We start from the raw sequence: 23,226 nt of genomic DNA, 5'->3' as shown, positions 1-23,226 counted from the left end.
GGCGCCCGCCTTGGCCCCCGGTCAAACGGGGGCGAAGCCATCCAGCGTCGTGACGTCGGGGTCCAGCCGCACGATGGTCTTGCCGCGCGTCTGCCCCGACATCAGCCGGATGAAGGCGTCAGGCGCGCTTTCGATTCCCGTCGCGACATTTTCCGTCGCCCGCAGCGCTCCTGTCCTGATCCAGTCGCCCAGTTGCTGCTGGGCCTCCTCCAGCATGTCGAGATGCTCATAGGCCAGGAATCCCCGCATGGTGATGCGGTTGACCAGCACCTGCCACAAATTGCGGATGGGGTAGGGATCATTCTGGCTGTTGTAATTGGCGACCATGCCGCACACGACGATGCGGCCGAAATCGGCCATGTTCATCAGCATCGTGTCGAGGATGCGGCCGCCCACATTGTCGAAATAAATGTCCGCGCCCTTGTCGCCGCAGGCTTCGCGCACCGCTGCGCCCAGATCATCGGCGGCCTTGTAGTCGACCGCCGCGTCATAGCGCAGATCCCCGGTCACTTCGGCAATCTTGTCGGTGCTGGCGATGCCGACAGCGCGGCATCCGGCCAGGCGCGCCACCTGTCCGGCGACGCTGCCCACCGCGCCCGCCGCAGCGCTCACCACGACGGTGTCGCCCGCCTTCATCTCGCCGATCCGCTTGAGGCCGACATAGGCGGTGATCCCCGACCAGCCCAGCGCCCCCATATAGGCGGTCAGCGGCATCGTCGGGTCGATCTTCACATTTTCGCAGGCGAAATTGTCCGCCGCGATGATGCTCTGTTCCTCCCAGCCGATGAACCCGCGCGCATGGTCGCCTACGGCAAAGGCCGGGTTGCGCGATTCGACGACCTCTCCCAGCACCATCGTGGGGATAAGGCCGCCCAGCGGCACGGAGGGAAGATAGGTGCCGTCCCCTTCGTCCAGCAGGCCGCGGATCGCAGGATCGATCGCAAAGACCCGATTGCGCGTGCGCACCTCGCCATCGGCCAAGGGTCGAATATCCTCTTCGACCAGGCGGAAATTGTCGGGCGCAGGAACGCCATGGGGATGCGATGCCAGAACGATGCGGCGATTCTTCATGGATGGTTCCAGTTTTTTGATGGGATGCGGATCACAGGACCGGCGGCGGGGCGTCGGCGTCGTTTGCGATCAGATAGTCGACATATTTGTGGAAATACTGGTTGCCGCGCTCGTTCCGGCCAAAGATCACCGATGAGAGCGCGCCGGATTCCAGCCCCTTCTGCACTTGCAGGCCGACGCCATAATCCTCCCGGTCGACGACATCGCTCAGCCAGTCCATCATGGTTTCGATGCCCGCCGCATCCTCCGCATCGCGCGGCGGTTCGCGCCGGATGAACAGCAGGTTCGTGGTGTTCCGGTCGGGCGTCGGCCCGGGAATGAGTTGCGCCACCTGCGTGATTTCCGGCGCGAAGAAGATCGACACGTTGGGGAAGATCGTCCGCACGAAATCATAGCCGCTATTTTCGATATGCCCCCAGCGTTCGCGCGGTTCGGCCCCCAGTTTCTCCTTGATCGACACCTGCGGATAACCAACGCGCATGTGCGGGCCAAAGGCGGTGAAGTGCATGATGTTGGAAAAGGTGCGCGGATGGATGGTTTCCGGGTGCGCGGCGGCGAAATGATAGCCTTCCAGATAGCCGTCATAGGCGATTTTCCAGTTCGCGCCATGGATGCGCCGCGATCCGCAATAATGCCAGTTGGCAAGGTCATAGGCGTCAAGGTCGTCCAGCATTCCGCCCAGATGCTTTTCGATGTCAATGTCGGCGTCGTGCGACAGGCTGACCCAGATGATGCCGCCCGCCTCCGCGCAGGGCAGGGTCTTGAGGCCGCGTTCCTCCTTGCAGACGGGGCCGAACTTGCCGGGTTCCGCGACGCCGACGAGCTTGCCGTCATTGGCGAAGGTCCAGGCATGATAGGGGCAGGAAAAGCGTTTCTTGTTGCCATGCCCTTCGGGCGTCAGGATCATGCCGCGATGGCTGCACACGTTCAGCATCGCGGCCACGCTGCCGTCGGTGCGGCGAGTGATTAGGACGGGCTTGCCCATCAGGTCCATCGCCTTGTAATCGCCTGGATTGGGCATTTCGGCGGTCAGCGCGGCAAGCAGGGGCAGCCTGTGGAAGATGGTCGCCATCTCGCGGTCGAAATGGGCCGGATCGGTGTAAGCGGACGCGGGCACCTCCATCGGCGTTTCGGCGCTGTCGGTCGTGCCGTTTTCGACATATTCCAGCATCTTGGCGGCTTCGTCGCCGATGGTTTCATGATAGCCCATGCGCACCTCTACCCTGATCTGATTTGACGTGCAGGCTAGCGCGCCGGGCGCGGCGGCGGAACTCTGGACAGTCATAGGTCAGGCGCATTTTCTGTGATTATGGCTAGTTGCCGGGACGGCGCGCGATCTTAGCCTTCCGCCTTACAGAAACGGACGGAGAGTGACATGATCGACCTATCGGGCAAGGTGGCGCTGGTGACGGGGGCGGCGTCAGCGGGCGGCCTTGGCTTTGCCGGGGCCAGCATCATGGCGGCGCAGGGGGCAAGCCTGTTCCTGACCGATCTTGACGGCGCGGCGGTGGAGGCGCGCGCGGCGGAGTTGCGGGCTGCCGGGCATAAGGCGGCGGCCATGACGCAGGATGTCACGGACGAAGCGCAGTGGGACAGCGTGCGCGACGCGGTGCTCGCGGAATTCGGCAAGATCGACATTCTGGTCAACAATGCGGGCATCGCGGTGCTGCGCCACATGAACGAGATCACGGCCGCCGAATGGCATCGTCAGATATCGGTCAATCTGGACAGCGTATTCCTGGGCACGCGCATGGCGATGGCGCAGATGCGCGCGCAGGGGCAGGGCGGGTCCATCATCAACCTGTCGTCGGTCGCCGGCCTGTTCGGCCTGCCCGGCTGCGGTGCCTATGGCGCGTCCAAGGGGGGCGTGCGCCTTTTCACCAAGAGCGTGGCGCTGGAAGTAGCGGCCGAGAATATCCGCATCAACAGCATCCATCCCGGCATGATCTGGACCGACATGCAAAAGGTCGCGATCGCCGATAACAAGGACGTCTACGACCAGCTGGTCGCCGCGATCCCGATGCGCAAGCTGGGCGAGCCCAAGGATATCGGCAATATGGTCGCCTTCCTCGCTTCGGACGAGGCGGCCTATATCACCGGCGCGGAGTTCGTGGTCGATGGCGGCATGGTCGCGCAATGAAGGACCTTCGCCGCGCCGCGACCTGATGCTAACCATAGGTCAATCGGCTCGCCATAAAGCCTAGCATGGCGCGAAAGCCGTCACAGGAGAGAGCAAGACATGGCCGAGAGCGATCCGCGCATCAAAGGCGAACCCCTGGCCCGGTGCCCCGGCCCATCAGTGCGCGACCTTATGGCGGCGGACACCAATCCGGTGCCCGAATTTCTCTACACCGACGAATATGAGAATTTGGGGTCGGAGCCGATCCCGGCCAGCCGCTATACCGACCCCGCCTTTTTCGAACTGGAAAAGGAGAAAATGTGGCCGCGCATCTGGCAATTCGCCGCGCGGGAAGAGGAACTGCCCGAGCCGGGCGATCATGTCGTCTACGACAATGCCGGCAAAAGCTTCCTGCTGGTCCGGCAGCAGGATGGATCGATCAAGGGGTTTTACAATGTCTGCCTGCATCGCGGGCGACAGTTGAAGACGAAGGATGGCTGGTCGGCCCAGCTGCAATGCCCGTTTCACGGCTTCACCTGGAATAATGATGGCAGCGTCAAGACTATTCCCTGCCGCTGGGATTTTTCGCATCTGAATGACGATGCGATGCATCTGGCCGAAGTGTCGGTCGGCCGATGGGGCGGTTATGTCTTCCTGCGCGAGGCGAAGGATGGCCCCACGCTCGAGGAATTTCTGGCCCCCATGCCCGAACATTTCAAACGCTGGCGGCATGAGGAATGCGCGACCGCCATCTGGGTGGGGAAGGTGTGCAAGGCGAACTGGAAGGTGGTGATGGAGGCTTTCATGGAAAGCTGGCACACCGTGGTCACGCACCCCCAATTGCTGCCGTTCACCGGCGACGCCAATTCGATGTACAATATCTATGGCGACCATGTGAATTTGACGGTGACGCCCTTTGGCACCATGTCGCCGCATATCGATCCCCAGGGCAAGTCGCAGCAGTGGATCGTCGATGAATTCGTCAAATATAATGGCCGGTCTTCGGACAATTATGAAGGCGATGCGGCGCCCGAGGGCGGCTATAACGTCAAGGTGCCCGAGGGGAAGACCGCGCGTGAGGCGCTGGGCGAAAGTCTGCGCGCGACCACGACCAAGATGTTCGGCCATGACGTCAGCCATGCGTCTGACGCCGAGATGATGGACGCCATCCTCTACAATGTCTTTCCCAACTGGTCGCCCTGGGGCGGGTTTCAGCCCAATATCGTCTATCGCTGGCGTCCCTGGCATGATGTCGACCATTGCCTGATGGAGGTGCGCATCATCACCCGCGTACCGCCCGGCGAAACCCCGCCCAAGGCGCCGAAGATGAAATTCCTGTCGCTCGACCAGAAATGGACCGAAGCGCCGGAACTGGGCATATTGGGCGATGTGTTCGAACAGGATATGGAAAACCTGCCGTTCGTGCAGGTGGGCCTCAGATCCAGCCCCAACAATCGCGTCGAGCTGGCCAATTATCAGGAAATCCAGATCCGCCAGTTCCAGAACACGCTGATGAAATATGTGAACGGCCAGCTGTGACGGCAGGCGCGGGAGGGGGCTTCAATCCCTTCCCGACGTTCCCGAATGCCAGTCGCGCGTCTGCGAAAAGTCCACGCCGCGCGGGCCGGCCAGGTGGATCGTGACCTGTTCGTGCAGGATGGCGTCGGTCGCGCGGTCATGCCGCGCCCAGTCGATCAGTTCGCGCCGCCGCTGGATCGCCCAGCGTCCATCCTTATACGCATAGTCGTCGACATAGCGCCCCGCCATCAACAGGTCCTTTTCCGCCCTGTCCGCATCGCGCGTACGGTGCCAGGCAAAGAAATACACCTCTCCGGTGGCCGTGCCCGCGTCGATATCGACGTCAATGTCGATCTGCCCGATGATATGCTGGCTGCCATGCAGGTCAGCCAGGAAGCCCTGCGCGAAATCGGTATAGGCTTCCGGACCGCCGCGTAGCAGGCCGCAGTCGACATCGGCGTCGGCGTGAAAGGATGACAGTTGCAGGTCGCGGTCCAGTCGATCCTGCCCGCGCATATAGGCGTGAATCGCCTTGATGATATCGCGCCGCGCGATGAGGTCGCGCAATTCCCGCTCCAGCTCCATGCCGCTCTCCCATTGCATAGCCACTGGCAGGACTTGTCCCGTTCCAATGCAAGCGCCGACACTATGACAAATGACAGGAACGCTCGTCCCGCCGGCCAACCTGCGGCTTGTCACAGTAGGATCATCATGCCCAAGCCCGCAATTTTGCAGGGGAAATCGGGTGCTGTTGCGACCCGTAGAACAACATCCATGGCCGCGCGCCGTCGGGACGAAAGGGAGGATCATGATCCGCAATACATCATCTTTGCTGGCAGGCGTTGCCGTCGGCGCCGCGCTTTGGACCATGCCCGCAATGGCGCAGGACGCGCCGGTGGCCGACAATGCAACGGCCGGCGGTCTGGAGGATATCATCGTCACGGCCCGCAAGCGTCAGGAAAGCGTGCAGGACGTGCCTGTTGCGGTCACCGCCATTTCCGCCGAATTGGTGCAGCGCCAGGATCTGACCTCGATCGAGAAGATTGCCGCGCGCACGCCAAACCTCAACGTCGGGCGCGCGTCCAACGGTTCGGGCGCGCAGCTGACGTTGCGGGGCATCGGGTCCTCGTCCACGTCCATCGGGATCGAACAGTCGGTCGCTGTTGTCGTCGATGGCGTCTATTACGGGCAGGGGCGCATCATCAACGAAGGCTTTTTCGACCTGGCGCGCGTCGAGATTTTGAAGGGGCCGCAGGCGCTGTTCTTCGGCAAGAACGCCACGGCAGGGGTCATCTCGCTCACCAGCGCCGACCCGACATCGACGCCTGAATTCAAGGCGCGGGCCGGTTACGAGTTCAAGGCGCAGCAGGCGCAGCTGGAATTTGTCGGCTCAGGCCCGCTGACCGATACGCTGGGCCTGCGCGTCGCCGTGCGCGGCTCGAAAATGTGGGGCGGCTATTATCGCAACGTCGCCGCGCCCTTCGATTATCCCACCATCGACGTGGCGACCGGCGCGACCGGGACGGCACTGGCCAACCCCGCGCCCGTGGACCAGCCGGGTGAGCGGGAGTTGCTGGGCCGCGTCACTCTGAAGTGGGAACCCACCGATCGCCTGACCGCGACGCTCAAGGCATCCGGCACCTATAATAAGACCAATAATAACAGCTGGAACTATGTCGCCTTCAACTGCCCCAATGGCGGCGTCAGTCAACTCAACGGCTATGCCTGTGCCCGCGATTTCGTGACGCATCAGAACCGCATTCCCGCCGCGTTCGCCGGCCCCACCCCGTTCGTCAACGACGATGGCGACCTCTATAATCGCTACAAGAGCTGGGCGGTCACGGCCAACGTCAATTATGAACTGGACAATGTGACGCTGACGTCCGTCACCAATTACAACTGGAACAACAACCGCTGGGCCTGCGCCTGCGATTTCCAGTCCAGCCCGGCATCGAACTGGGCGACGGAAAATTCCACCTATCACGCCTTCTCATCGGAGTTTCGCGCGCTCACGACGTTCGACAGCCCGGTCAACCTGATGCTGGGCGGGCTGTATCAGAAAACGAAGCGGGATTTCGACCAGTATATCATTTTGGCGGGACTGGTGAACAGCGCGGCCGCGCCCGAAGACCAGTATCTCGCCACGCGCAAGACCAGCTTCACCGATGGCGAGACGATCGCGCTGTTCGGCCAGGCGACATGGAAGATCGTGCCAACGCTCGAACTGGCGGGCGGCGTGCGCTACACGCATGAAACCAAGGACAGTTTCTTCACCCAGCCCTATAATAACCCCGGCGTCACCGCGATTTTCCGGCCGCAGGACGACCCCGATGGCCTGGGCGTCATCAACGCGGACCAGACCTTCCGCAACTGGTCGCCCGAAGTGTCGCTGACCTGGAAGCCGACATCCGATATCCTGGTCTATGGCGCATATAAGACCGCCTATAAATCGGGCGGCTTTTCCAATGGCGGCATCAATTCGAAGCTGTCGACCAACCCCTTCGACGACCTGACCTTCGATCCCGAACGGGCAGCCGGTTTCGAAGCGGGCATCAAGACGACGTTGGCGGACAATCAGCTGCGCCTCAATCTCGGCGCCTATTCCTATCTCTACAAGGATTTGCAGGTCGACTTCTTCAATTCCCCCATCTTCGCCTTCCAGACGCTGACGGCCGACGCGCGGACGAAGGGCGTGGAGCTGGAGTTCGAATATGCGCCCAGGTCGGTCGAGGGGCTGAACCTGCACGGGTCGATCAACTATAATCGCGCACGCTATACCGACTTCCCGCAGGCGCCCTGCTATGCCGGGCAAAGCATTGCGCAGGGGTGCAGCATCGTCCTTGCCGATGGCGGCGTGCGGCAGAATCTGGAAGGCAAGCCTTTGTCGGTCGCGCCTCGCTGGACCGGGACGATCGGCGCGGCCTATGACAGCAGCATGGGCAATGGCCTGAAAATCGGGCTGAACGCGGACCTGCGCTATTCCTCCTCCTATCTCGCCTCGGGCTTTGGCAATCCGCTGTCGCGCCAGGGGCGCTATGCGACGCTGGACGCCGGCGTGCGCATCGGCTCAGACGATGATCGCTGGGAATTTGCGCTGATCGGCAAGAATCTGACCAACCGCTTCTATGTCACCGGCGTGGTCGATGGCCCATCGACGGGCGGCGCATCGGGCGGGCTGGTGGCCGCGCCCGCAGACCAGCTGGGCTTTGGCAATGTGCCGCGCACCGTCATGGCGCAGATCACGACCCGCTTCTGATCGCCCTGGCGCAATCGTCGAAGGGCGCTGGTCCGGCCTCTCCCCGGACCAGCGCCCTTCCTTTTGCCCCTGCTAGAGGCTTGCCCAATGGGCGTAGACGGGATCGGCGTCCCCCCAGCCGCCGCGCGTGCGCCCCGGTTCATAGGACGGATCGAGCGGCGCGCCGGCCGGCTGGCTCATGGTCCAGTCGGCAACGAAGCAGCGATGCGCGATTTTCCACACGCCGTCGCGTCGCTCATAGCGATCGAGATAGCGCCCGCCGGTGAGCATATCCTGGCCGCCAGCGCGCACCTGCGCGGTCACATAATGTTCGCCGATCGCCTTGTCCCCCTGGACCTCGACCCACTGGTTGGCGACCGAGTGAAAGCAATGATCCATCGTGTTGCGGCAATAGGCCGTGATGTCCTGGGCGAACTTATGGGCCGGACCGTTGACCGAGCCGGATATCATCGTCGCGTCATCCCAGAAGATTGAGGCGAGCAGGGCAGCGTCGGCGCGGTCGACGCCCCGGCAATAGGCCATCACCAGGTCGTGAATCGCCGCCCGGGCGGCGAGCCTGTCCAGCGTTGCAGCATGGTCGGTCAAGACATTCTCCTGTCATGAAAACAGCCGGGGCATCGCTGCCCCGGCTGCTGGTCGTGCGCTCTGTGAAAGGGGAGGCGCGATCAGAATTTGAAGCCAAGGGTCGCGCCATAGGTGCGCGGTTCGCGGGCGGTGCCAAAGGCCCACAAGCCCCCCACGGTGAACCCGTGGGTCGGCCCCCGATCATTGGCGAGGTTGCGGCCAAAGATCGTCAGCTTGGCCTCTTTCCCCGCCAGCGTGAAGTTGGTCGACAGGCTCGCATCGACCAGGCCCTGCTTGTCCGTGCGCACGCGCGGATCATTGCCGTTGACGATGATCGGCCCGTTCACCAGGTCGCCGCTGATCGGACCCAGCGAAATCTGCTGATCATAGCGACCGATATAGCGATAGGTGAGGTTGGCGATGATTTCGCCAAAGCTGGTGGGGACCGTATAGTCGGCCGCCAGCGATGCCGTCATGTCGGGATTATAGATCAGGTCGTTCCTGGAATAATCATAGGGCACGACCGCGCCACTGAGGGGAGAAATGCCGCCGACGATGAAATCCTTGAACTTGGAATCAAGCAGGCCAAGCGATCCCGTGATCGTCAGCTGCGGGGTCGGGCGGGCGGTGAAATCGAACTCCAGCCCCTTGATCTTGGCCGAACCCACGTTCGACGTGATCGTTTCATTGCCGGTGGCGCAGCTGGGGCAATTAAGCGTGTTGTTCTGCTGCAAATTCTTGTATTTGGAATAGAAGGCCGCGACGTTGAACTGCAATTTGCGGTCGAACAATTCCAGCTTGCTGCCGATCTCGAAACTGTCGACCACTTCGGGACGGTAGGACTGGCTGGCGCTGGCCGCCGTTCCCGCGCGCGGGGAGAAGCCGCCCGACCGGAAGCCCTGCGACCAGCTGGCGTAGATCATCGTTTCCTCGTTCGGGCGGAAGTCGACGCCGACCTTGGGCGTGAACTTCTTGAAGGTGTCGGACCCCGCGCCGATCAGGTTGCCGCCAAAGCTGTTGTCGAGCGACTTCTTGTCGCGCGTGAACCGGCCGCCAAAGGACAGGCGCCAGCGATCAGCGAACGCCCAGTTGAAGTCACCAAAGGCCGCGATGGAGCGAGTGCGTCCATTGACCTCCTGCGGGTTGGTATCGAATATCAAAGGGTCGATGTCGGGCGAAAAGGCGAAGACGCGGCTATATTGCGCCAGATAATAGTCGGATTTGAAATAATAGAGGCCGACGACATAATCCAGGCTGTCGCCGATCTTGCCGGCGGCGCGGAATTCCTGGCTCCACTGCTCATAATCCTGAAGCCGGCGGACATAATAGAGGTCGACCGACGATCCGTCGAAATCCTGCGTCTGATTTTCCTTGGACTTGCGCCAGCCAGTGATCGACGTCAGCGTGATGTCGCCCGTGTCGTAATTCATTTCCAACGTTGCCGCCGGCGCGCTGTAGCGGCCGACATTCGCCTGCCCGAAAACGGTGTAGAGATCGGTGGTGTTGTTGCGGTTGCACTGTTCGGCGGGGATGAGGCCGCAGAAGACTTCGCCCGTGCGCGTCAGGCTGGCGACCACGGGATCATATTTCTGCACCTGCTTTTCGACGGTCAATATGCCTTCAAAGCCGCTGCCAGCAGGCGCGACGCGCAAGGCCGCGCCGAAATTCTCATTATTGGAAAAGCCGCGCGGGCTGCCGTCCTGCGCCTGCTTGTACCAGCCATCGGTTTCGTTGTGGAAATAGAAGCCCTTGATGCCCACGCTGCCGTCGCTCGACAGCGGCGCGTTAATGACGGCGCGGGTCGCCAGCGTGTCGAACTTGCCATAGGACACCTCGACCTTGCCGCCAAATTCGCCGGTCGGCTTGGACCGGCGAATGTTGATGACGCCGCCGATCGTGTTGCGCCCGAACAAAGTACCCTGGGGACCGCGCAGCACTTCAATCTGTTCGATATCGAAAAAGTCGAAAAATTGTCCGGTGCTGGTCCCGATGAACACGCCATCGACGACGACGCCCACGGTCGGTTCGGCGGATTTTTCAACGTCGGCATAGGTGAGGCCGCGAATGGCCAGATTGGCCGCCGCCGCGCCCGAATTCTGATTGGTGATGAGCAAGTTGGGCGCGGACCCGGTCAGGTCGCCGATATTCACTGCCGCCTTGTTTTCCAGCATCGCGGCATTCACGGCCGTGACCGCCACAGGCGTATCCTGCAACCGTTCCTCGCGACGGCGGGCGGTGACGATGATTTCACCTGCGCCGACGGGCTGTTCGGCTGCGGCCTGGGGTTCGGTATCCTGCGCGAGCGCGGGGCTGCCAAAGCAGAGCGCAAGGCCGCTCGACAAGATGGTGGACGCGAACGCAATTCGTCTGTTCATGGCATTCTCCCCTCGGCGGCTGGACGCGCTCTGATGGGCGTCCTCTCACGCCGTCACTTTCGTCGATTTCGCAGATTTCGTTAGCTGTGATTTTACACAGGGTAGGTGAAAAATCGGCGGCTCTCAAAGACCGTATCGCAAGCGGAAGGACTGACATGGGCAGCAGCGATCGGCGGACCGTGATTCTGCACGGAACGCCCGGCACTATCTCGTTCAGGGGTTCGTAAATGCCCCGGCCGTCTTGATGCGATTGTTCGCCGACGCGAACCGAAGCAAGCCTATCCTACGGCCGTGAAGCGGCGCCCTCAGATCAGTTTCAGGATCATCTTGCCCTGATTGCTGCCGTCGAACAGGCGCAGCATCGCGGGCAGGGCATTGTCGATCCCGTCCTCCACATGCTCGTCATAGACGATGGCCCCTTCGCCGGCGAGCTTTGCCATGGCGGTGACGCCTTCGGGGAAGCGGTCCAGATACTGGCTGATCAGATAGCCGCGCATCGTCGCTGTCTTGACCAGCAATTGCCAGATGTTCCGTGCGCCCTGCGGCGCGCTGTTATATTCCGAAATCAGCCCGCAAATCACCACCAGCGCCCCTTGCGCCAGATTGAGCAGCGCCGCGTCCAGGCAGGCGCCGCCGACATTTTCATAGACGAAATGAACGCCATCGGGGCAGGCGGCGGCAATGTCTGCCGACAGGGCCTCCACATCCTTGCCGCGATAGTCGATCGCCTGATCAAAGCCGTATCGATCGATCAGCCGCGCGCATTTTTCCGCGCCGCCTGCAATGCCGACCACGCGCGCGCCGCGCCGTTTCGCCAATTGCCCGACCAGCGATCCGACCGCACCGGCCGCGCCGCTCACCAGCACCGTCTGCCCCGCTGCGGGCTGCATCACATCTTCGACCCCGAACCACGCCGTCAGCCCCACCGCGCCGGCAACGGACAGATAGGCGGTGGGGGAAGGGACGGCGTCGACGTCGATGGGCTGGGTGAAGCCATCGCCGCGCCCGATCGAATAATCCTCGACCTTGTTGAGGCCCATCACCCATTGGCCGGCGGTAAAATCCGGATGGCGGCTCAGTTCGACCACGCCGATGGTGGATGCGCGCACCGCATCGCCGATCGGGACCGGGGGCATATAATTGCCCCCTGGTTCCAGCCAGCCGCGAATGGCGGGGTCGATCGAGGCATAATGGTTGCGAATCAGGAACTCCCCCTCCTGCAACGGCGGCACAATGTCCTGCGTCAGCAGGAAGTCGCTGTCCTTGGGCAGCCCCTGGGGCCGGGCCGCCAGCGTGAAGCGTCGATTGACCGTCATCCTGTCCTCTCCTGTCACTGGTCGCAGTTGGCCGCGAAACGCCCCGGCTGCACACTGGCGAAAAGAAGAGGCGGCGAACAGGGAAAGAGAACGCGAGCGCCATGCCGATCATCCATCATCATGCCAACCTCAACATATTGGTTTCCGTGCGGGGCCATCCCTTCGATCGCACGGCGTTCGATGCGATCTTTCAGGATATGCCCGGCGTCAGCGCGACAATGGTCGACCAGCCCGCGGCCGCCCGGTTGATGAACCCCGATGGCATGCGGGGTTTCGACGCGCTGCTGCTGTACGACATGCCCGGCCTTGATTTCGAACATCCGACCGATCGCCCCGGCATCGTCGCACCATCACCCGATTTCAAGGCAGGCTTTCGCGCCTTGCTGGAGCAGGGGACCGGCGTGGTCGCCCTGCATCATGCCCTAGCCGGCTGGCCCGACTGGGAGGAATATGGCGACTGGCTGGGCGGCCGCTTCCTCTACAAGCCTACGATGGTGCGCGGTATGTCGCGGCTCGATAGCGGCTATGCGCACGACATTCCCTATGAGGCCAGGAACGTCGCGCCGGATCATCCGGTGATGGCGGGCGTCCCGGCCGGCTTTGCCATGCGTGACGAGCTGTATCTCGCCGAAATTTTTGAGGAGGATGTCACGCCGCTGCTGCGCGCATCGGCCAGCTTTACAGCGGAACGCTTCTACAGCCCGCAGCATGCACTCGCCGGGCGGATGCAGTGCAATGACGGGTGGCTCCATCCGCCGGGTAGCGACCTTATCGGCTGGACGAAAAAAGCGCTCAATGCGCGGCTGGTCTATCTGCAACCCGGCGATGGCCCTGCGGCCTATGACCAGCCCGACTATCGCCGGCTGATCCGCAACGCCCTCCATTGGGTGGCAGGCCGGACGCCCTAGCGCCCGGCCCCGCCGATCAATCGTGGATGCCGCACACGTCGTTCAGCTTTTCATGGAAGAACTGAACGCGCTTTTCCTGGTTGGCCAGAATGCCGCCGCGAAACCCTTTGGAATGAAGGCCAAGCTGCTGGCCGATCGCGACCGACAGGTCCTGGTCCGCCACCACGCCCAGCGTCTTTTCGCCAAAGACGATGCGTTCGCGATCGACCGGCTCCAGGGGCGTGGGGCCGTTGGGGCCGATCACCTCGTCTGTATCGCCGATGCGATGGGCCATGAACCAGTGGTCGAAGATGCAGCGCTCCGGGTCGGTCGGATGCGGTTCGGACCGAAGCAATTGCACGCCGTCCGGCCACATGGTGAAGGTGATGTTGGGCCAGAGGGTGAAGTGGAAATAGTCGACAATCTCCGTGTCGCCCATATGGCCATAATGGCTGTAGCCCTTGGCCGCGCCCAGCTTGCGCTTTTGCTGCGCGATCGCGTCCCGCGCCGCCATCGCATTGCCCTCATAAGCCTTGGGATCGAGTTCCCAATATTCCAGCGCCTGCGCCAGCGGCAGGTCGAGGACTTGATGGGTGGGATAGCGCGCCGATGGCTGAAGGCCGGGCATCCGCATCATGTTATGGCCGGTGTCGGGATAGATCCGGAACTCGCAATCCTCCACCCGGTCGTTGATGACGGTCGCGATTTCGGGATGGAGCGTCGGCAGATGATAGCTCTCGTTGAAATTGTCGCGCACGATTTTCCAGTTGCACGGCACGTCCGACGTCACCGCATAGACGCGGGTCATCTTTTCCATGCCCCATTGCGCCAGATGATCGTGGACCTGCGCGCCCAGCCAGTCGCGCAGCGATGCCGCGTCTGTGTCCATGTTGAACCAGACAAAGCCGCCCCAGACCTCGCACCGGATTTCCGACAGCTTGTGCTTGCCGCAAGGATTGCCGCCGGGAAAATCATCCGGGTCCTGCACATGGGCGAGCGTCCCGTCGGGATCGTAGCGCCAGCCATGATAGCCGCACACGAGCTGCGGCGCGCCGCCTACTTCGGCCCAGGCCAGGCGATAGCCGCGGTGCAGGCAGGCATTGTAGAAAGCACGGACCGATCCGTCCGCCTGCTTCACCATGACGACCGATTCGCGGCCCAGATTGTGGGTCAGGAAATCGCCCGCATCCATGAGGTCGGCCGCCATGCCGCCGACATGCCATACCTTCGTCCAGACATGCGCCCATTCCGCGTCCGCCCATCGCTGCGCATAATAGCGTTCGCCCGTGATCGGGTCGCCCCGCACCGGCGGATCATAATCCGCGATTTGCCGACCCATCAGCGCTTCTACCGTCATGGCCCTCTCCCGGCTCAATTTGCTTGAACGATCGACCAAAATCTACCACTGGCTTGCGACGTGTCAACAACTGCGCCACACCCGATGCCCTGATGAAAACAAACCTATCGGAAATGACAGGGGCGGCCCGGGAGCGGCCCAAGGTCGATCGCCGCCGCGCGCCCGAAACCGGGGCGCGGATCTTGGACGCGGCGGAAATGCTGTTTTCCTGGCGCGGCTTCTATGGCGTGTCGCTCCGGGAAATTGCGGCGGAAGCAGGCGTCAAACTGGCCCTGACCCATTATCATTTCGGATCGAAGGAAAATCTTTTCGGCGCGGTGATCGAACGCCGCGCGCAGGAACATGCCGCCGGTATCGAGGCGGCGCTGGCCAAGGCGCAGGCTCAGCAGGGCGAACGGGCGGAACGGCGGGCCGCGATCCTGCGCGCCCTGATCGCCCCCATCGTCGATCGCGTGATGCGCGGGGGGCCAGGGTGGAAAAACTATGTCCGCCTGCTCGCCTTCGTCGCCAATCACCCGCAGGAGGAGGAATATGTTTCCCCCTTCCGCACCCATTACGACCATGTAATCCACGATTTCGTCGATGCGCTGGCCACCCTTCACCCCGAAATGCCGCGACCGGACGTGCAATGGGGGTTTTTCTTCTTTCAGGCCGCAACCACGCACATTCTAGTCGAGAGCGGCATGCTCGACCGGCAGTCGGGCGGCGCCCTGCGATCGTCGGATCTCGACGCAATGATGGATCGGATGGTGCCTTTCTTTGCCGCCGGGTTCCTGGGGCTGGGGGCGAAGGACTGACCTGACAGAAAACCGAGTTTGGCAGCAAGCATCGCCGCCCTATCCTGCGCGTTCGAGCAACAGGAGAGAGCGGATGGCGGGACGGCTGGAAGGCAAGCGGGCTTTGATCGTGGGCGCTGCGGGCCGCGACAATATGGGGCAGGCCATAGCGCGCCGGTTTCAGGCGGAAGGCGCCACGGTCGCCGTCGCTGGCCGCAACCGCGACGTGCTCGACGATTTTGTTGCGCAGGATGGCGGCATCGCCGTCGACTGCGACTTCACGGACAAGGCGTCCATCGACGCAATGGTGGCGGACACGGCCGCGCGCCTCGGCGGCATCGACATCGCCCTGAATGCCACTGGCTGGGGTCTGCTCAAGCCATTTCTGGACACGACGGCGGAGGAACTGGACGCGATGGTCGCCCTGCAACTCAAGGGGCCGTTCCATTTCCTCCAGGCGCTCATTCCCGTCATGGCCGATCAGGGCGGCGGTTCGATCATCCAGATCAGTTCCGCCACAGCGACCATCATGTTCCATGACCATGACGCCTATATGGCGACCAAGGCGGGGACCGATCATCTGGTCCGCAGCGTCGCCAACCAGTTCGGGGATCGCGGCATTCGGGTGAACAGCGTGTCGCCCGGCCTCACCGATACGCCCATGACGGCGGCGGCGGGCGCTGTGCCGGGCATTTTCGATGCCTTCGTCAAGGCCTATCCGCTTGGTCGCTATGGGACCACGACGGACGTTGCGGCGGCCTGTGTCTGGCTGGCGAGCGACGAATGTTTCATGACCGGCGAAAATCTGCAGGTGAATGGCGGCCTTTGCCTGCGCGGCAACCCCAGCAAGGCCGATATCGAGGCATCGGTCGCCGCCGCCATGGCGCAGCAGCGCTAAGGCCCGATGGCGCGCCGCCCGCTCGCCATGGCGTCGGGCATCATGCCTGACGCTACGCCCGTCGCGCTTGTGGAATGCGCGGTCAGCGCCGGGTTCGACATGGGCGGCATGTGGGTCGATTTGGCCGACTGGACGGCGCAGACGACACGCGCCGTGCGCGCGGCGCTGGACGCAACCGGCCTGCCGCTGCTCGACATCGAAGTCGTCTGGATCAAGCCTGGCCCTCCCGACCCCAATCATGACCGCATCCTCGACATCGGCCTTGAGCTTGGGGCGCGCAACCTGCTCTGCGTCAGCAGCGACCCCGATGAGGGCGCAACGGCGGCCAAGCTCGCCCGCCTTGCAGAGCGAGCGAGCGGCGCGATCCGCATCAACCTGGAGTTCGGCCTCTTCACGGAAGTGAAGACGATGGCGCAAGCCGCCGGCATAGTGCAGCGGATCGACCATCCAGCGATGGCGCTGCTGATCGACGCGCTGCACTGGACGCGATCGGAAGGATCGGTGGCGGAAGTCGCGGCGCTGCCGCCCGCGTGGATCAGCTATGTCCAGCTGTGCGACGCGCCCATGCCTGGTGCCGACCCCGCCGATCCCGACGCCATCCTCGCCGAAGCAATCGACGGGCGCCTGCCGCTGGGGCAGGGCGCATTGCCGATCGATGCCTTGCTGTCCGCGCTCCCTGCGGACCTGCCGGTGGCGGTGGAGGAACGATCCTCGGCCTTGCGCGATGGCTGGCCCGAACTCCATGCCCGTGCGGCACAGCTGTTCCGCACGTCCAGCGCCTGGCTGAACGGCCGCTAGCGGCTCGCCACCAGCAAAAGGCCCTGTCGCAGGAACCCTGCAACAAGCCCCTAATGCATCAGCCGGTCAGTAGTGCCGGTTCTTCGATCAGGCCCTTGAGCGTTCGCATGAAATCCGCGCCGACCGCCCCGTCGATGGCGCGATGGTCGCAGGACAGGGACAATTTGACGACCGTCGCAAAGGCCAAGGCGTTGCCGATCTCCACCGGCGTTCGTTCGCCCGCGCCGACCGCCAATATGGCGCCTTGGGGCGGGTTGATGATCGCGTCGAACTGATCGATGCCATACATGCCAAGATTGCTGACGGAGAAACTGCCGCCCTGGAACTCGTCGGGTTGCAGCCGTCCCGCCCTGGCCTTGTCCGCGAGTCGCTTAACCTCGCGGGATATGGCCGCGACCGACAGCTGATCCGCGCCCTTGACGATCGGCGTGATCAGGCCTTTGTCCGTCGCGACCGCCACGGCGATGTCGGCGGCGGTGTATTGGTGGATGGCGTCGCCATGGACCTGCACATTGACCTGCGGGTGGCGCTTCAACGCCAGCGCGCAGGCCCGCACGATATAGTCGTTGATGCTGGGCGCTTCGCCCGTCGCCACCTTCGCCTGGGCGCGCAGGCCCAATATCGCGTCGATCCGCACCTTCGAGCGCAGGTAGAAATGCGGAATGGTCGACTTGCTGTGGCTGAGCGCCTGCGCGATCGCCTTGCGCATCGGCGACATGCGAACGATCTCCACCCCATCGGTCCGGGGCGGCGCCGACTGCGGTGTCGATCCGGCAGCTGGCGAAGCCGTGGGCGCCGGTGTCACGCGCGCCAGCACGTCGGCCTTGCAGATGCGGCCCTTCGGCCCGGTCCCCGCCATGCCCGACAGGTCGAGCCCATGCTGTGCTGCCAGCCGTCGCGCGAGCGGACTGGCAAAGGCATCGCCGGGATGTTCGGGGACTGGCCTGATGTCGACAGGATTGCCGCCCGGGGCGGGGGCGGGAGGCAGGCTTGCCTGCTGCACATCCTGGAATGTGATGCGGCCGCCCGGGCCTGTCCCCTCGATCTGGCGTACATCCACGCCATGATCCTGCGCGAAGGCGCGGGCCATCGGGCTGATGTTCAAACCGTCCGGAATCGACGCCGCGACGGGCGCGGGCGGGGCGGGCAGCGCATCGGGCGCCGCCTCCTGCGGTTTGACGGACGGCCTGGCATCACCGCCCTTGTACGACGCGATGAAGCTGTCCACCTCGCTGTCGGTCGGCGCGTCATGTGCGGCCGCCAGCACGGCGATCAGGTCGCCGACTTCGTGGGTTTCGCCCTCCTTCGCGATCAGGCGGGCAAATTGTCCATCCGCCTCTGCCTCCACTTCGTTGGTGATCTTGGCGGTTTCGATGAGCGCCAGCAGATCGCCCTTCCTGAACGGCTGCCCTTGGGCGACCTTCCATTCGGCAACGACGCCCTCGGTCATTTCAATGCCCCATTTGGGCATGGCGAACGCGCGCAGATTGGCCATGATGCTCACCCCCTCCGGTAGGACAGGAGCCGCGCCGCCGCCGCCGCGATCCTGTCGGGTGATGGCAGATAGGCTGATTCCAGTTCCCGCGCGAACGGCACGGGGCTGTGCGGGGGCGTCACCATCTCGATGGGGGCCTTGAGCGATGCGAAGGCCTTGTGCGCCACCAGGGACGACAGGTCCGTCGCCAGACTGCACCGGGGCGGCGCTTCATCGACGATCAGCAGCCGGCCGGTGCGCTCGACGCTGTCAAGGATCGCCTCCTCGTCCAGCGGGCTGGTGGTGCGCAGGTCGAGCAGATCGCAGCCGACGCCATCCTGCGCCAGCGTCTTGGCAGCGGTCTCCGCCATGCCGACCATCATGCCGGTCGCCAAGATGGTGATGTCGTCGCCCTGCGTCACCTGACGGACATGGCCGAAGGGGATGGTATAGTCGCCATCGGGCACCTCTCCCTTCACCGCGTAAAGAAACTTATGCTCCAGGAAGATGACCGGATCATCGTCGCGGATCGCCTGGGTGAGCAATCCCTTGGTGTCGGCGGGCGTCGAGGGCATGACGACTTTGAGGCCTGGCATGGCAGTGACGAACTGGTGGATCGCCTGGCTATGCTGTGGCGCGGCGTTGTAGCCCGCGCCATAGGGCATGCGAATGACGATGGGACAGCGGGACTTGCCGCCGAACATGTAACGGAATTTCGCGACCTGATTCCATATCTGGTCCATGCACACGCCGATGAAGTCGGCGAACATGATTTCGGCGATGGCGCGCTTGCCAGTCAGCGCGGCACCGGCCGCCGCGCCGATGATCGCGCTTTCACTGATCGGCGTGTCGATTACCCGGTCTCCGCCATATTTGGCCCACAGGCCGCCCGACGTGCCCCAGATGCCGCCAATGGCTTCGGGGCCGCCCGCCGACCCGTTGCCGCCGACGATGTCCTCGCCCAGCATGATCAGGCTGTCATCGCGCGCCATTTCCTCGTCGATCGTATCGCGAATGACGTCGCGGATCATCTTGACTGCCATGGTTCGATCCTTTCGCGTCAGTAGCTGATATAGACGTCTTGCGTGACGTCGGCGGGGGTGGGGCGCGGCGCCGTCTTCGCTTGCGCGACGGCCCGGTCGATCAGGGCCGTTACCTCCTCGTCAATTTGGTCCAGGTCGGCCCCCTCCAGCAATTTGGCCTCCGTCACCTTGGTTCGGAACGTGGTCAGGCAATCGCGTTCGGCCCGGATGCGCTCCAGTTCGCCTTCGCCGCGATAGCGTTGGGGGTCGCCTTCGAAATGGCCGAAGAAGCGTTCGCAATCCAGTTCGATCGACGCCGGGCCGTTGCCCGCCTTGCACCATTCGATAAGCTCGCCGATGGTCTGGTAAACGTCGAAAAAGTCGATGCCGTTTGCCTTGACCGCTTTCATGCCGAACGCGGCGGCGCGCGTGGTCATGCTTTCTGCGCCGACGGCGTAGGCCTCGCCGGTATGTTCGGAATAATGGTTATTTTCGAACACGAAGATGACCGGCAGTTTCAGCACCACGGCCATGTTCATCGCTTCGAAGGTCGTGCCCTGGTTGCACGCGCCGTCGCCCGAAAAGCAGATCGATACCGTGCCATTGCTTTTGGCGGTGATGCCCGCTCCGACCGCGATGGGAGCGCCAGCCCCCACGATGCCGTTCGCGCCCAGCATGCCCACGCCCACGTCGGCGATGTGCATGGACCCGCCCTTGCCCTTGCACAGGCCATCGCTCGACCCGTAGATTTCCTTCATCATCGCTTCGACGTCGCATCCCTTGGCGATGCAGTGGCCATGGCCGCGATGGGTAGAAATGATATAGTCGTCCGGCCCCAGATGTTCGCACACGCCAACGGCGCATGCTTCCTGCCCGGCATAAAGATGCGTGAAACCGGCAATTTCGCCCAGGGCGATTTCGTCATGCAGCCGATCCTCGAACAGGCGGATCGTCTTCATCTGGCGATAGGCGCGGGTGAGCGCGTCGCGGCTGAGTTGCATCTGTCTCTCCTGTTCGCTCGACCTTCAAAGGCCGAGCACGGTCTTTGCTATGATGGTGCGCTGGACTTCGTTCGTACCACCGAAAATCGTCCAGGCGAGGCTGTTGAGATAGCGCGGCGCGGCAAGCTGCGCCGCCTTGCCATGCAGCGGTTTGGGCGCGCCATTGCCATAGAGCGGTCGGCGCGGCTCCAACTCCAGCCCGGCATAGCCGTAAAGCCGCACCGCCAGCGCATCGACCTGCTGGCGCAAGGTGGATGCGACCATTTTCGACAGCGATGTCTGCGGCCCGGGTGGCAGGCCCTTTGCCATGTCGGCGAGCACCCGCAATTCGGTCATTTCCAGCGCCTGCGCCGTCAGTTCCGTGCGCGCCAGGTCTGCGGCAAAGGCGGGGTCGTCGGCCATGGTGCCGCCCCTGCCGTCCGGCTCGGCAGCCGCCTCGGCGCGCAGCTTGGCGATGTCGGACAACAGCTTTGGTGCGTGGCAGGCGCCGCCGCGCTCATTTTCGAGCAGGAATTTGGCGATGGTCCAGCCCATGCCTTCCTCGCCCACCAGATCCTCGACCGGCGCGATGACGTCGTCCAGATAGACTTCGTTGACTTCATGATCGCCGGCCAGCCCCTTTATAGGGCGCACTTCGACCCCCGGCTGCGCCATGTCGATCAAGAGGAAGCTGATGCCTGCCTGCGCCTTGGCCTGCGGGTCAGTGCGCACGAGGCAGAAAATCTTGTTGGCGTGATGGGCGTGCGTCGTCCACAGCTTGCGGCCGTTGACCACATAATGGTCGCCGCGCCGCTCGGCCCGGGTCTTGAGGCTGGCGAGGTCCGATCCGGAGCCAGGCTCGGAAAAGCCCTGGCACCAATAGTCGCTGCCATCGAGGATACGGGGGAGAAGCCGCGCCTTCTGTTCGGCCGTGCCGAAACGGCAGATGACCGGCCCCAGCAATTTGAGGCTCAGCACCGGCAGGCTGGGCGCGTTGGCGAGCGCCGATTCCTTTTCGAAGATATAGCGCTGCACCGGCGTCCAGCCCGTGCCGCCGCAATCGACCGGCCAGTTATAGGCCAGCCAGCCCTTGGCATGCAGGATGCGCTGCCATTCCTGTCCGATGTCAGGCTCGACAAACACGCCGGGTGTCGCCGCCATGCCGGCGCGCAGATGCTCGGGCAGATTTTCGGCCAGGAAGGCGCGCACCTGCGTGCGGAAGGCTTCGTCTTCGGGCGTGAAATTGAGGTTCATCTCATCGCTCCAATATGGTGACGCCGGAAATGCCGGGCGCGCCGTAGACATGGGTGTAGCCCGTCTTCGGTTCGCCCGGCACCTGCCGTCCGCCCCCGGAGCCACGCAATTGCACGACATTTTCATAGACCTGGCGCAGGCCCGACGCGCCGATCGGTTCGCCGCAGGCCAGGCATCCGCCATCGGTGTTGATGGGCAGCTTGCCGTCGATCCGGCTCCATCCTTCGGCCAGCCATTCTTCCTGCTGGCCGTCCCGGCAGAATCCGTTTTCGGCCATGTGCATGATTTCGGCCCCGGATTCGGTATCCTGCAATTGGGCGACGTCAATGTCATCCGGCCCGATGCCGGCCATGTCGAACGCAGCGGCCGACGCGAGCAGGGTGGGGGCGCCGCCTCGCTCGATCGACAGGCTGGGGGAGAAGACTTCGAAGGAGCCGGGCGGCCGTGTGCGCGTGACCGCGGCCTTGATGCGGATCCGGTCGCGACCCAATTGCCGCGCCTTCTTTTTACTCGCCAGGATCAGGGCGACGCCGCCCTCGGCCGGTGAACAGAACATATATTTGGTCAGCGGATCGGAAATCATCTGGCTCGACAGGATCGTCTCCAGATCGACCGGGCTTCGCCGCCAGGCATGGGGGGCATGGGCACCATTGTCGAACGCCTTTTGCGCCACCCGACCCAAAGCCATGGGGGTAATGCCATGCTGCGCCATATAGCGTTGCAATTTCATGGCGAAGAACTGCGTCGTCACCATCATCCCGGCTTCGCCATACCAGTCGGGCAGGCTATATTCGGCCGGCATGGCGTTGAACGCGCCGCGCGGATGCTTGTCGAAGCCAAAGGCGACGCCCAGGTCATATTGGCCCGACGCGATGCCCTGCCATGCGCCGATCAGCGCCGACCCGCCGGTCGCGCAGCCGTTGCGGACATTGATGATCGGCAGGCCGGTCAGCCCCATTTCGTTGACGACCGTATCGGCATTGCCGGCACTGTCCGACCCGCCAAAGCCAAACTGCATGTCGCCCCAGTCCAGCCCTGCGTCATCCAGCGCTTGCCGGATGGCGAATGCCCCTTGTTGCAGACCGGATCGACCTTCGGTCCGGCCGAAGGGATGAACCCCGATCCCCACGATGAAGACGTCCGCCATGGCTTAACCCTCTCGCGCCGGTGCGAAGGCGAAGGTGCGAATGGTACGTCCTTGCCCGTCATGATTGAGGGGGATGAGCACCGTTTCCATCTCCATGCCGATCCGCAGATTGTCGAAGGCCACATCCGCAAAGGGGGCCTCCACGATCACCGCGCCCGGCAACTCCACATAGCCCAGCGCAAAGGGCGAAAATTCTTCAGGCCCAGCATAGGGCGGGGACTTAGGCCGGAACCGCTGCACCGTCCAGGACCAGAGCGTGCCCCGACGCGGGAGCAGCATCGGCTCATAGTCCGGGTTGCCGGTCGGGCAGGGAAAGACGATGCGACCGGTCTGGCGATGCCGCCCGCCGATCAGGGTCGGATGCGGCGTATCGACGAACAATCCCTCGGCTATGTCTATGGTCTGCCCCACAGG

Annotated in this window: 20 protein-coding genes; 7 read left to right on the top strand and 13 right to left on the bottom strand. The window is 63.4% G+C overall.

What is annotated here, in order from left to right; genetic code table 11:
- Positions 1-21 precede the first annotated feature (21 nt).
- Both RLDS_RS33660 and RLDS_RS33655 read right to left on the bottom strand, forming a co-directional pair.
- Entirely contained in the window at positions 22-1,071 is a 1,050-nt protein-coding gene (locus RLDS_RS33660; RefSeq protein ID WP_021224835.1) for an NADP-dependent oxidoreductase, read from the bottom strand.
- A gap of 31 nt (positions 1,072-1,102) precedes the next feature.
- The gene (locus RLDS_RS33655; protein WP_021224834.1) at positions 1,103-2,356 is read right to left on the bottom strand and encodes an aromatic ring-hydroxylating oxygenase subunit alpha; all 1,254 of its coding nucleotides are present in this window, start codon (positions 2,354-2,356) and stop codon (positions 1,103-1,105) included.
- Positions 2,357-2,446: 90 nt separating this feature from the next.
- On the opposite strand from RLDS_RS33655, the gene RLDS_RS33650 reads away from it, so the two are divergent.
- Together RLDS_RS33650 and RLDS_RS33645 are read left to right on the top strand one after the other, a co-directional pair.
- On the top strand, positions 2,447-3,211 hold the full coding sequence (locus RLDS_RS33650) for an SDR family NAD(P)-dependent oxidoreductase (RefSeq protein WP_021224833.1): 765 nt from the start codon (positions 2,447-2,449) through the stop codon (positions 3,209-3,211).
- A 99-nt stretch (positions 3,212-3,310) separates the two neighbouring features.
- The gene (locus RLDS_RS33645) at positions 3,311-4,729 is read left to right on the top strand and encodes an aromatic ring-hydroxylating oxygenase subunit alpha (RefSeq protein WP_021224832.1); all 1,419 of its coding nucleotides are present in this window, start codon (positions 3,311-3,313) and stop codon (positions 4,727-4,729) included.
- A 21-nt stretch (positions 4,730-4,750) separates the two neighbouring features.
- Here the strand turns inward: RLDS_RS33645 and RLDS_RS33640 are convergent, their stop codons facing one another.
- The gene (locus RLDS_RS33640) at positions 4,751-5,293 is read right to left on the bottom strand and encodes a nuclear transport factor 2 family protein (protein ID WP_021224831.1); all 543 of its coding nucleotides are present in this window, start codon (positions 5,291-5,293) and stop codon (positions 4,751-4,753) included.
- A 223-nt stretch (positions 5,294-5,516) separates the two neighbouring features.
- On the opposite strand from RLDS_RS33640, the gene RLDS_RS33635 reads away from it, so the two are divergent.
- Positions 5,517-7,964 (top strand): TonB-dependent receptor, encoded by a 2,448-nt coding sequence (locus RLDS_RS33635; protein ID WP_021224830.1) that lies wholly within the window; start codon positions 5,517-5,519, stop codon positions 7,962-7,964.
- Positions 7,965-8,036: 72 nt separating this feature from the next.
- Here RLDS_RS33635 and RLDS_RS33630 read toward each other — a convergent pair whose 3' ends face one another.
- From RLDS_RS33630 to RLDS_RS33620, 3 genes are all read right to left on the bottom strand, one after another.
- A complete protein-coding gene (locus RLDS_RS33630) occupies positions 8,037-8,549 on the bottom strand; it encodes a nuclear transport factor 2 family protein (protein ID WP_021224829.1) in 513 nt (170 codons plus the stop codon).
- Positions 8,550-8,629: 80 nt separating this feature from the next.
- A complete protein-coding gene (locus RLDS_RS33625; protein ID WP_021224828.1) occupies positions 8,630-10,903 on the bottom strand; it encodes a TonB-dependent receptor in 2,274 nt (757 codons plus the stop codon).
- Between the two features lie 305 nt (positions 10,904-11,208).
- A complete protein-coding gene (locus RLDS_RS33620) occupies positions 11,209-12,219 on the bottom strand; it encodes an NADP-dependent oxidoreductase (RefSeq protein WP_021224827.1) in 1,011 nt (336 codons plus the stop codon).
- 101 nt (positions 12,220-12,320) lie between these two features.
- Here RLDS_RS33620 and RLDS_RS33615 point away from each other — a divergent pair, with 101 nt between their 5' ends.
- Complete coding sequence (locus tag RLDS_RS33615) at positions 12,321-13,127, top strand: ThuA domain-containing protein (protein ID WP_021224826.1); 807 nt, start codon at positions 12,321-12,323, stop codon at positions 13,125-13,127.
- A gap of 16 nt (positions 13,128-13,143) precedes the next feature.
- Here RLDS_RS33615 and RLDS_RS33610 read toward each other — a convergent pair whose 3' ends face one another.
- Positions 13,144-14,463: an aromatic ring-hydroxylating oxygenase subunit alpha gene (locus RLDS_RS33610; protein ID WP_021224825.1), complete on the bottom strand. Its 1,320-nt coding sequence runs from the start codon at positions 14,461-14,463 to the stop codon at positions 13,144-13,146.
- A 92-nt stretch (positions 14,464-14,555) separates the two neighbouring features.
- On the opposite strand from RLDS_RS33610, the gene RLDS_RS33605 reads away from it, so the two are divergent.
- The 3 genes from RLDS_RS33605 (at position 14,556) to RLDS_RS33595 (ending at position 16,935) form a co-directional block, all read left to right on the top strand.
- Positions 14,556-15,260, top strand: coding sequence for a TetR/AcrR family transcriptional regulator (locus RLDS_RS33605; RefSeq protein WP_040603577.1), 705 nt, complete (start codon positions 14,556-14,558; stop codon positions 15,258-15,260).
- Positions 15,261-15,333: 73 nt separating this feature from the next.
- Positions 15,334-16,137, top strand: coding sequence for an SDR family NAD(P)-dependent oxidoreductase (locus RLDS_RS33600; RefSeq protein WP_021224823.1), 804 nt, complete (start codon positions 15,334-15,336; stop codon positions 16,135-16,137).
- 6 nt (positions 16,138-16,143) lie between these two features.
- Positions 16,144-16,935 carry a sugar phosphate isomerase/epimerase family protein gene (locus RLDS_RS33595; RefSeq protein ID WP_021224822.1) on the top strand — a complete coding sequence of 264 codons (792 nt, stop codon included), beginning with the start codon at positions 16,144-16,146 and terminating at the stop codon, positions 16,933-16,935.
- Positions 16,936-16,993: 58 nt separating this feature from the next.
- Here the strand turns inward: RLDS_RS33595 and RLDS_RS33590 are convergent, their stop codons facing one another.
- From RLDS_RS33590 to RLDS_RS33565, 6 genes are read right to left on the bottom strand one after another with little or no spacing between them, the layout of a single operon-like run.
- Positions 16,994-18,430 (bottom strand): 2-oxo acid dehydrogenase subunit E2, encoded by a 1,437-nt coding sequence (locus RLDS_RS33590; RefSeq protein WP_031297510.1) that lies wholly within the window; start codon positions 18,428-18,430, stop codon positions 16,994-16,996.
- A 5-nt stretch (positions 18,431-18,435) separates the two neighbouring features.
- Positions 18,436-19,452, bottom strand: a complete 1,017-nt coding sequence (locus RLDS_RS33585) for an alpha-ketoacid dehydrogenase subunit beta (RefSeq protein ID WP_021224820.1) — start codon at positions 19,450-19,452, stop codon at positions 18,436-18,438.
- Positions 19,453-19,469: 17 nt separating this feature from the next.
- Positions 19,470-20,432 (bottom strand): thiamine pyrophosphate-dependent dehydrogenase E1 component subunit alpha, encoded by a 963-nt coding sequence (locus RLDS_RS33580; RefSeq protein ID WP_021224819.1) that lies wholly within the window; start codon positions 20,430-20,432, stop codon positions 19,470-19,472.
- Positions 20,433-20,456: 24 nt separating this feature from the next.
- Positions 20,457-21,665 carry an acyl-CoA dehydrogenase family protein gene (locus tag RLDS_RS33575; protein WP_021224818.1) on the bottom strand — a complete coding sequence of 403 codons (1,209 nt, stop codon included), beginning with the start codon at positions 21,663-21,665 and terminating at the stop codon, positions 20,457-20,459.
- A gap of 1 nt (position 21,666) precedes the next feature.
- Positions 21,667-22,812 (bottom strand): thiolase family protein, encoded by a 1,146-nt coding sequence (locus tag RLDS_RS33570; RefSeq protein WP_021224817.1) that lies wholly within the window; start codon positions 22,810-22,812, stop codon positions 21,667-21,669.
- A gap of 3 nt (positions 22,813-22,815) precedes the next feature.
- Positions 22,816-23,223 carry a Zn-ribbon domain-containing OB-fold protein gene (locus tag RLDS_RS33565; protein WP_021224816.1) on the bottom strand — a complete coding sequence of 136 codons (408 nt, stop codon included), beginning with the start codon at positions 23,221-23,223 and terminating at the stop codon, positions 22,816-22,818.
- Positions 23,224-23,226 lie beyond the last annotated feature (3 nt).

The sequence above is a fragment of the Sphingobium lactosutens DS20 genome (assembly GCF_000445105.1).
GTDB lineage: Bacteria > Pseudomonadota > Alphaproteobacteria > Sphingomonadales > Sphingomonadaceae > Sphingobium > Sphingobium lactosutens.
This window is presented reverse-complemented; position numbering and strand designations above follow the sequence as displayed.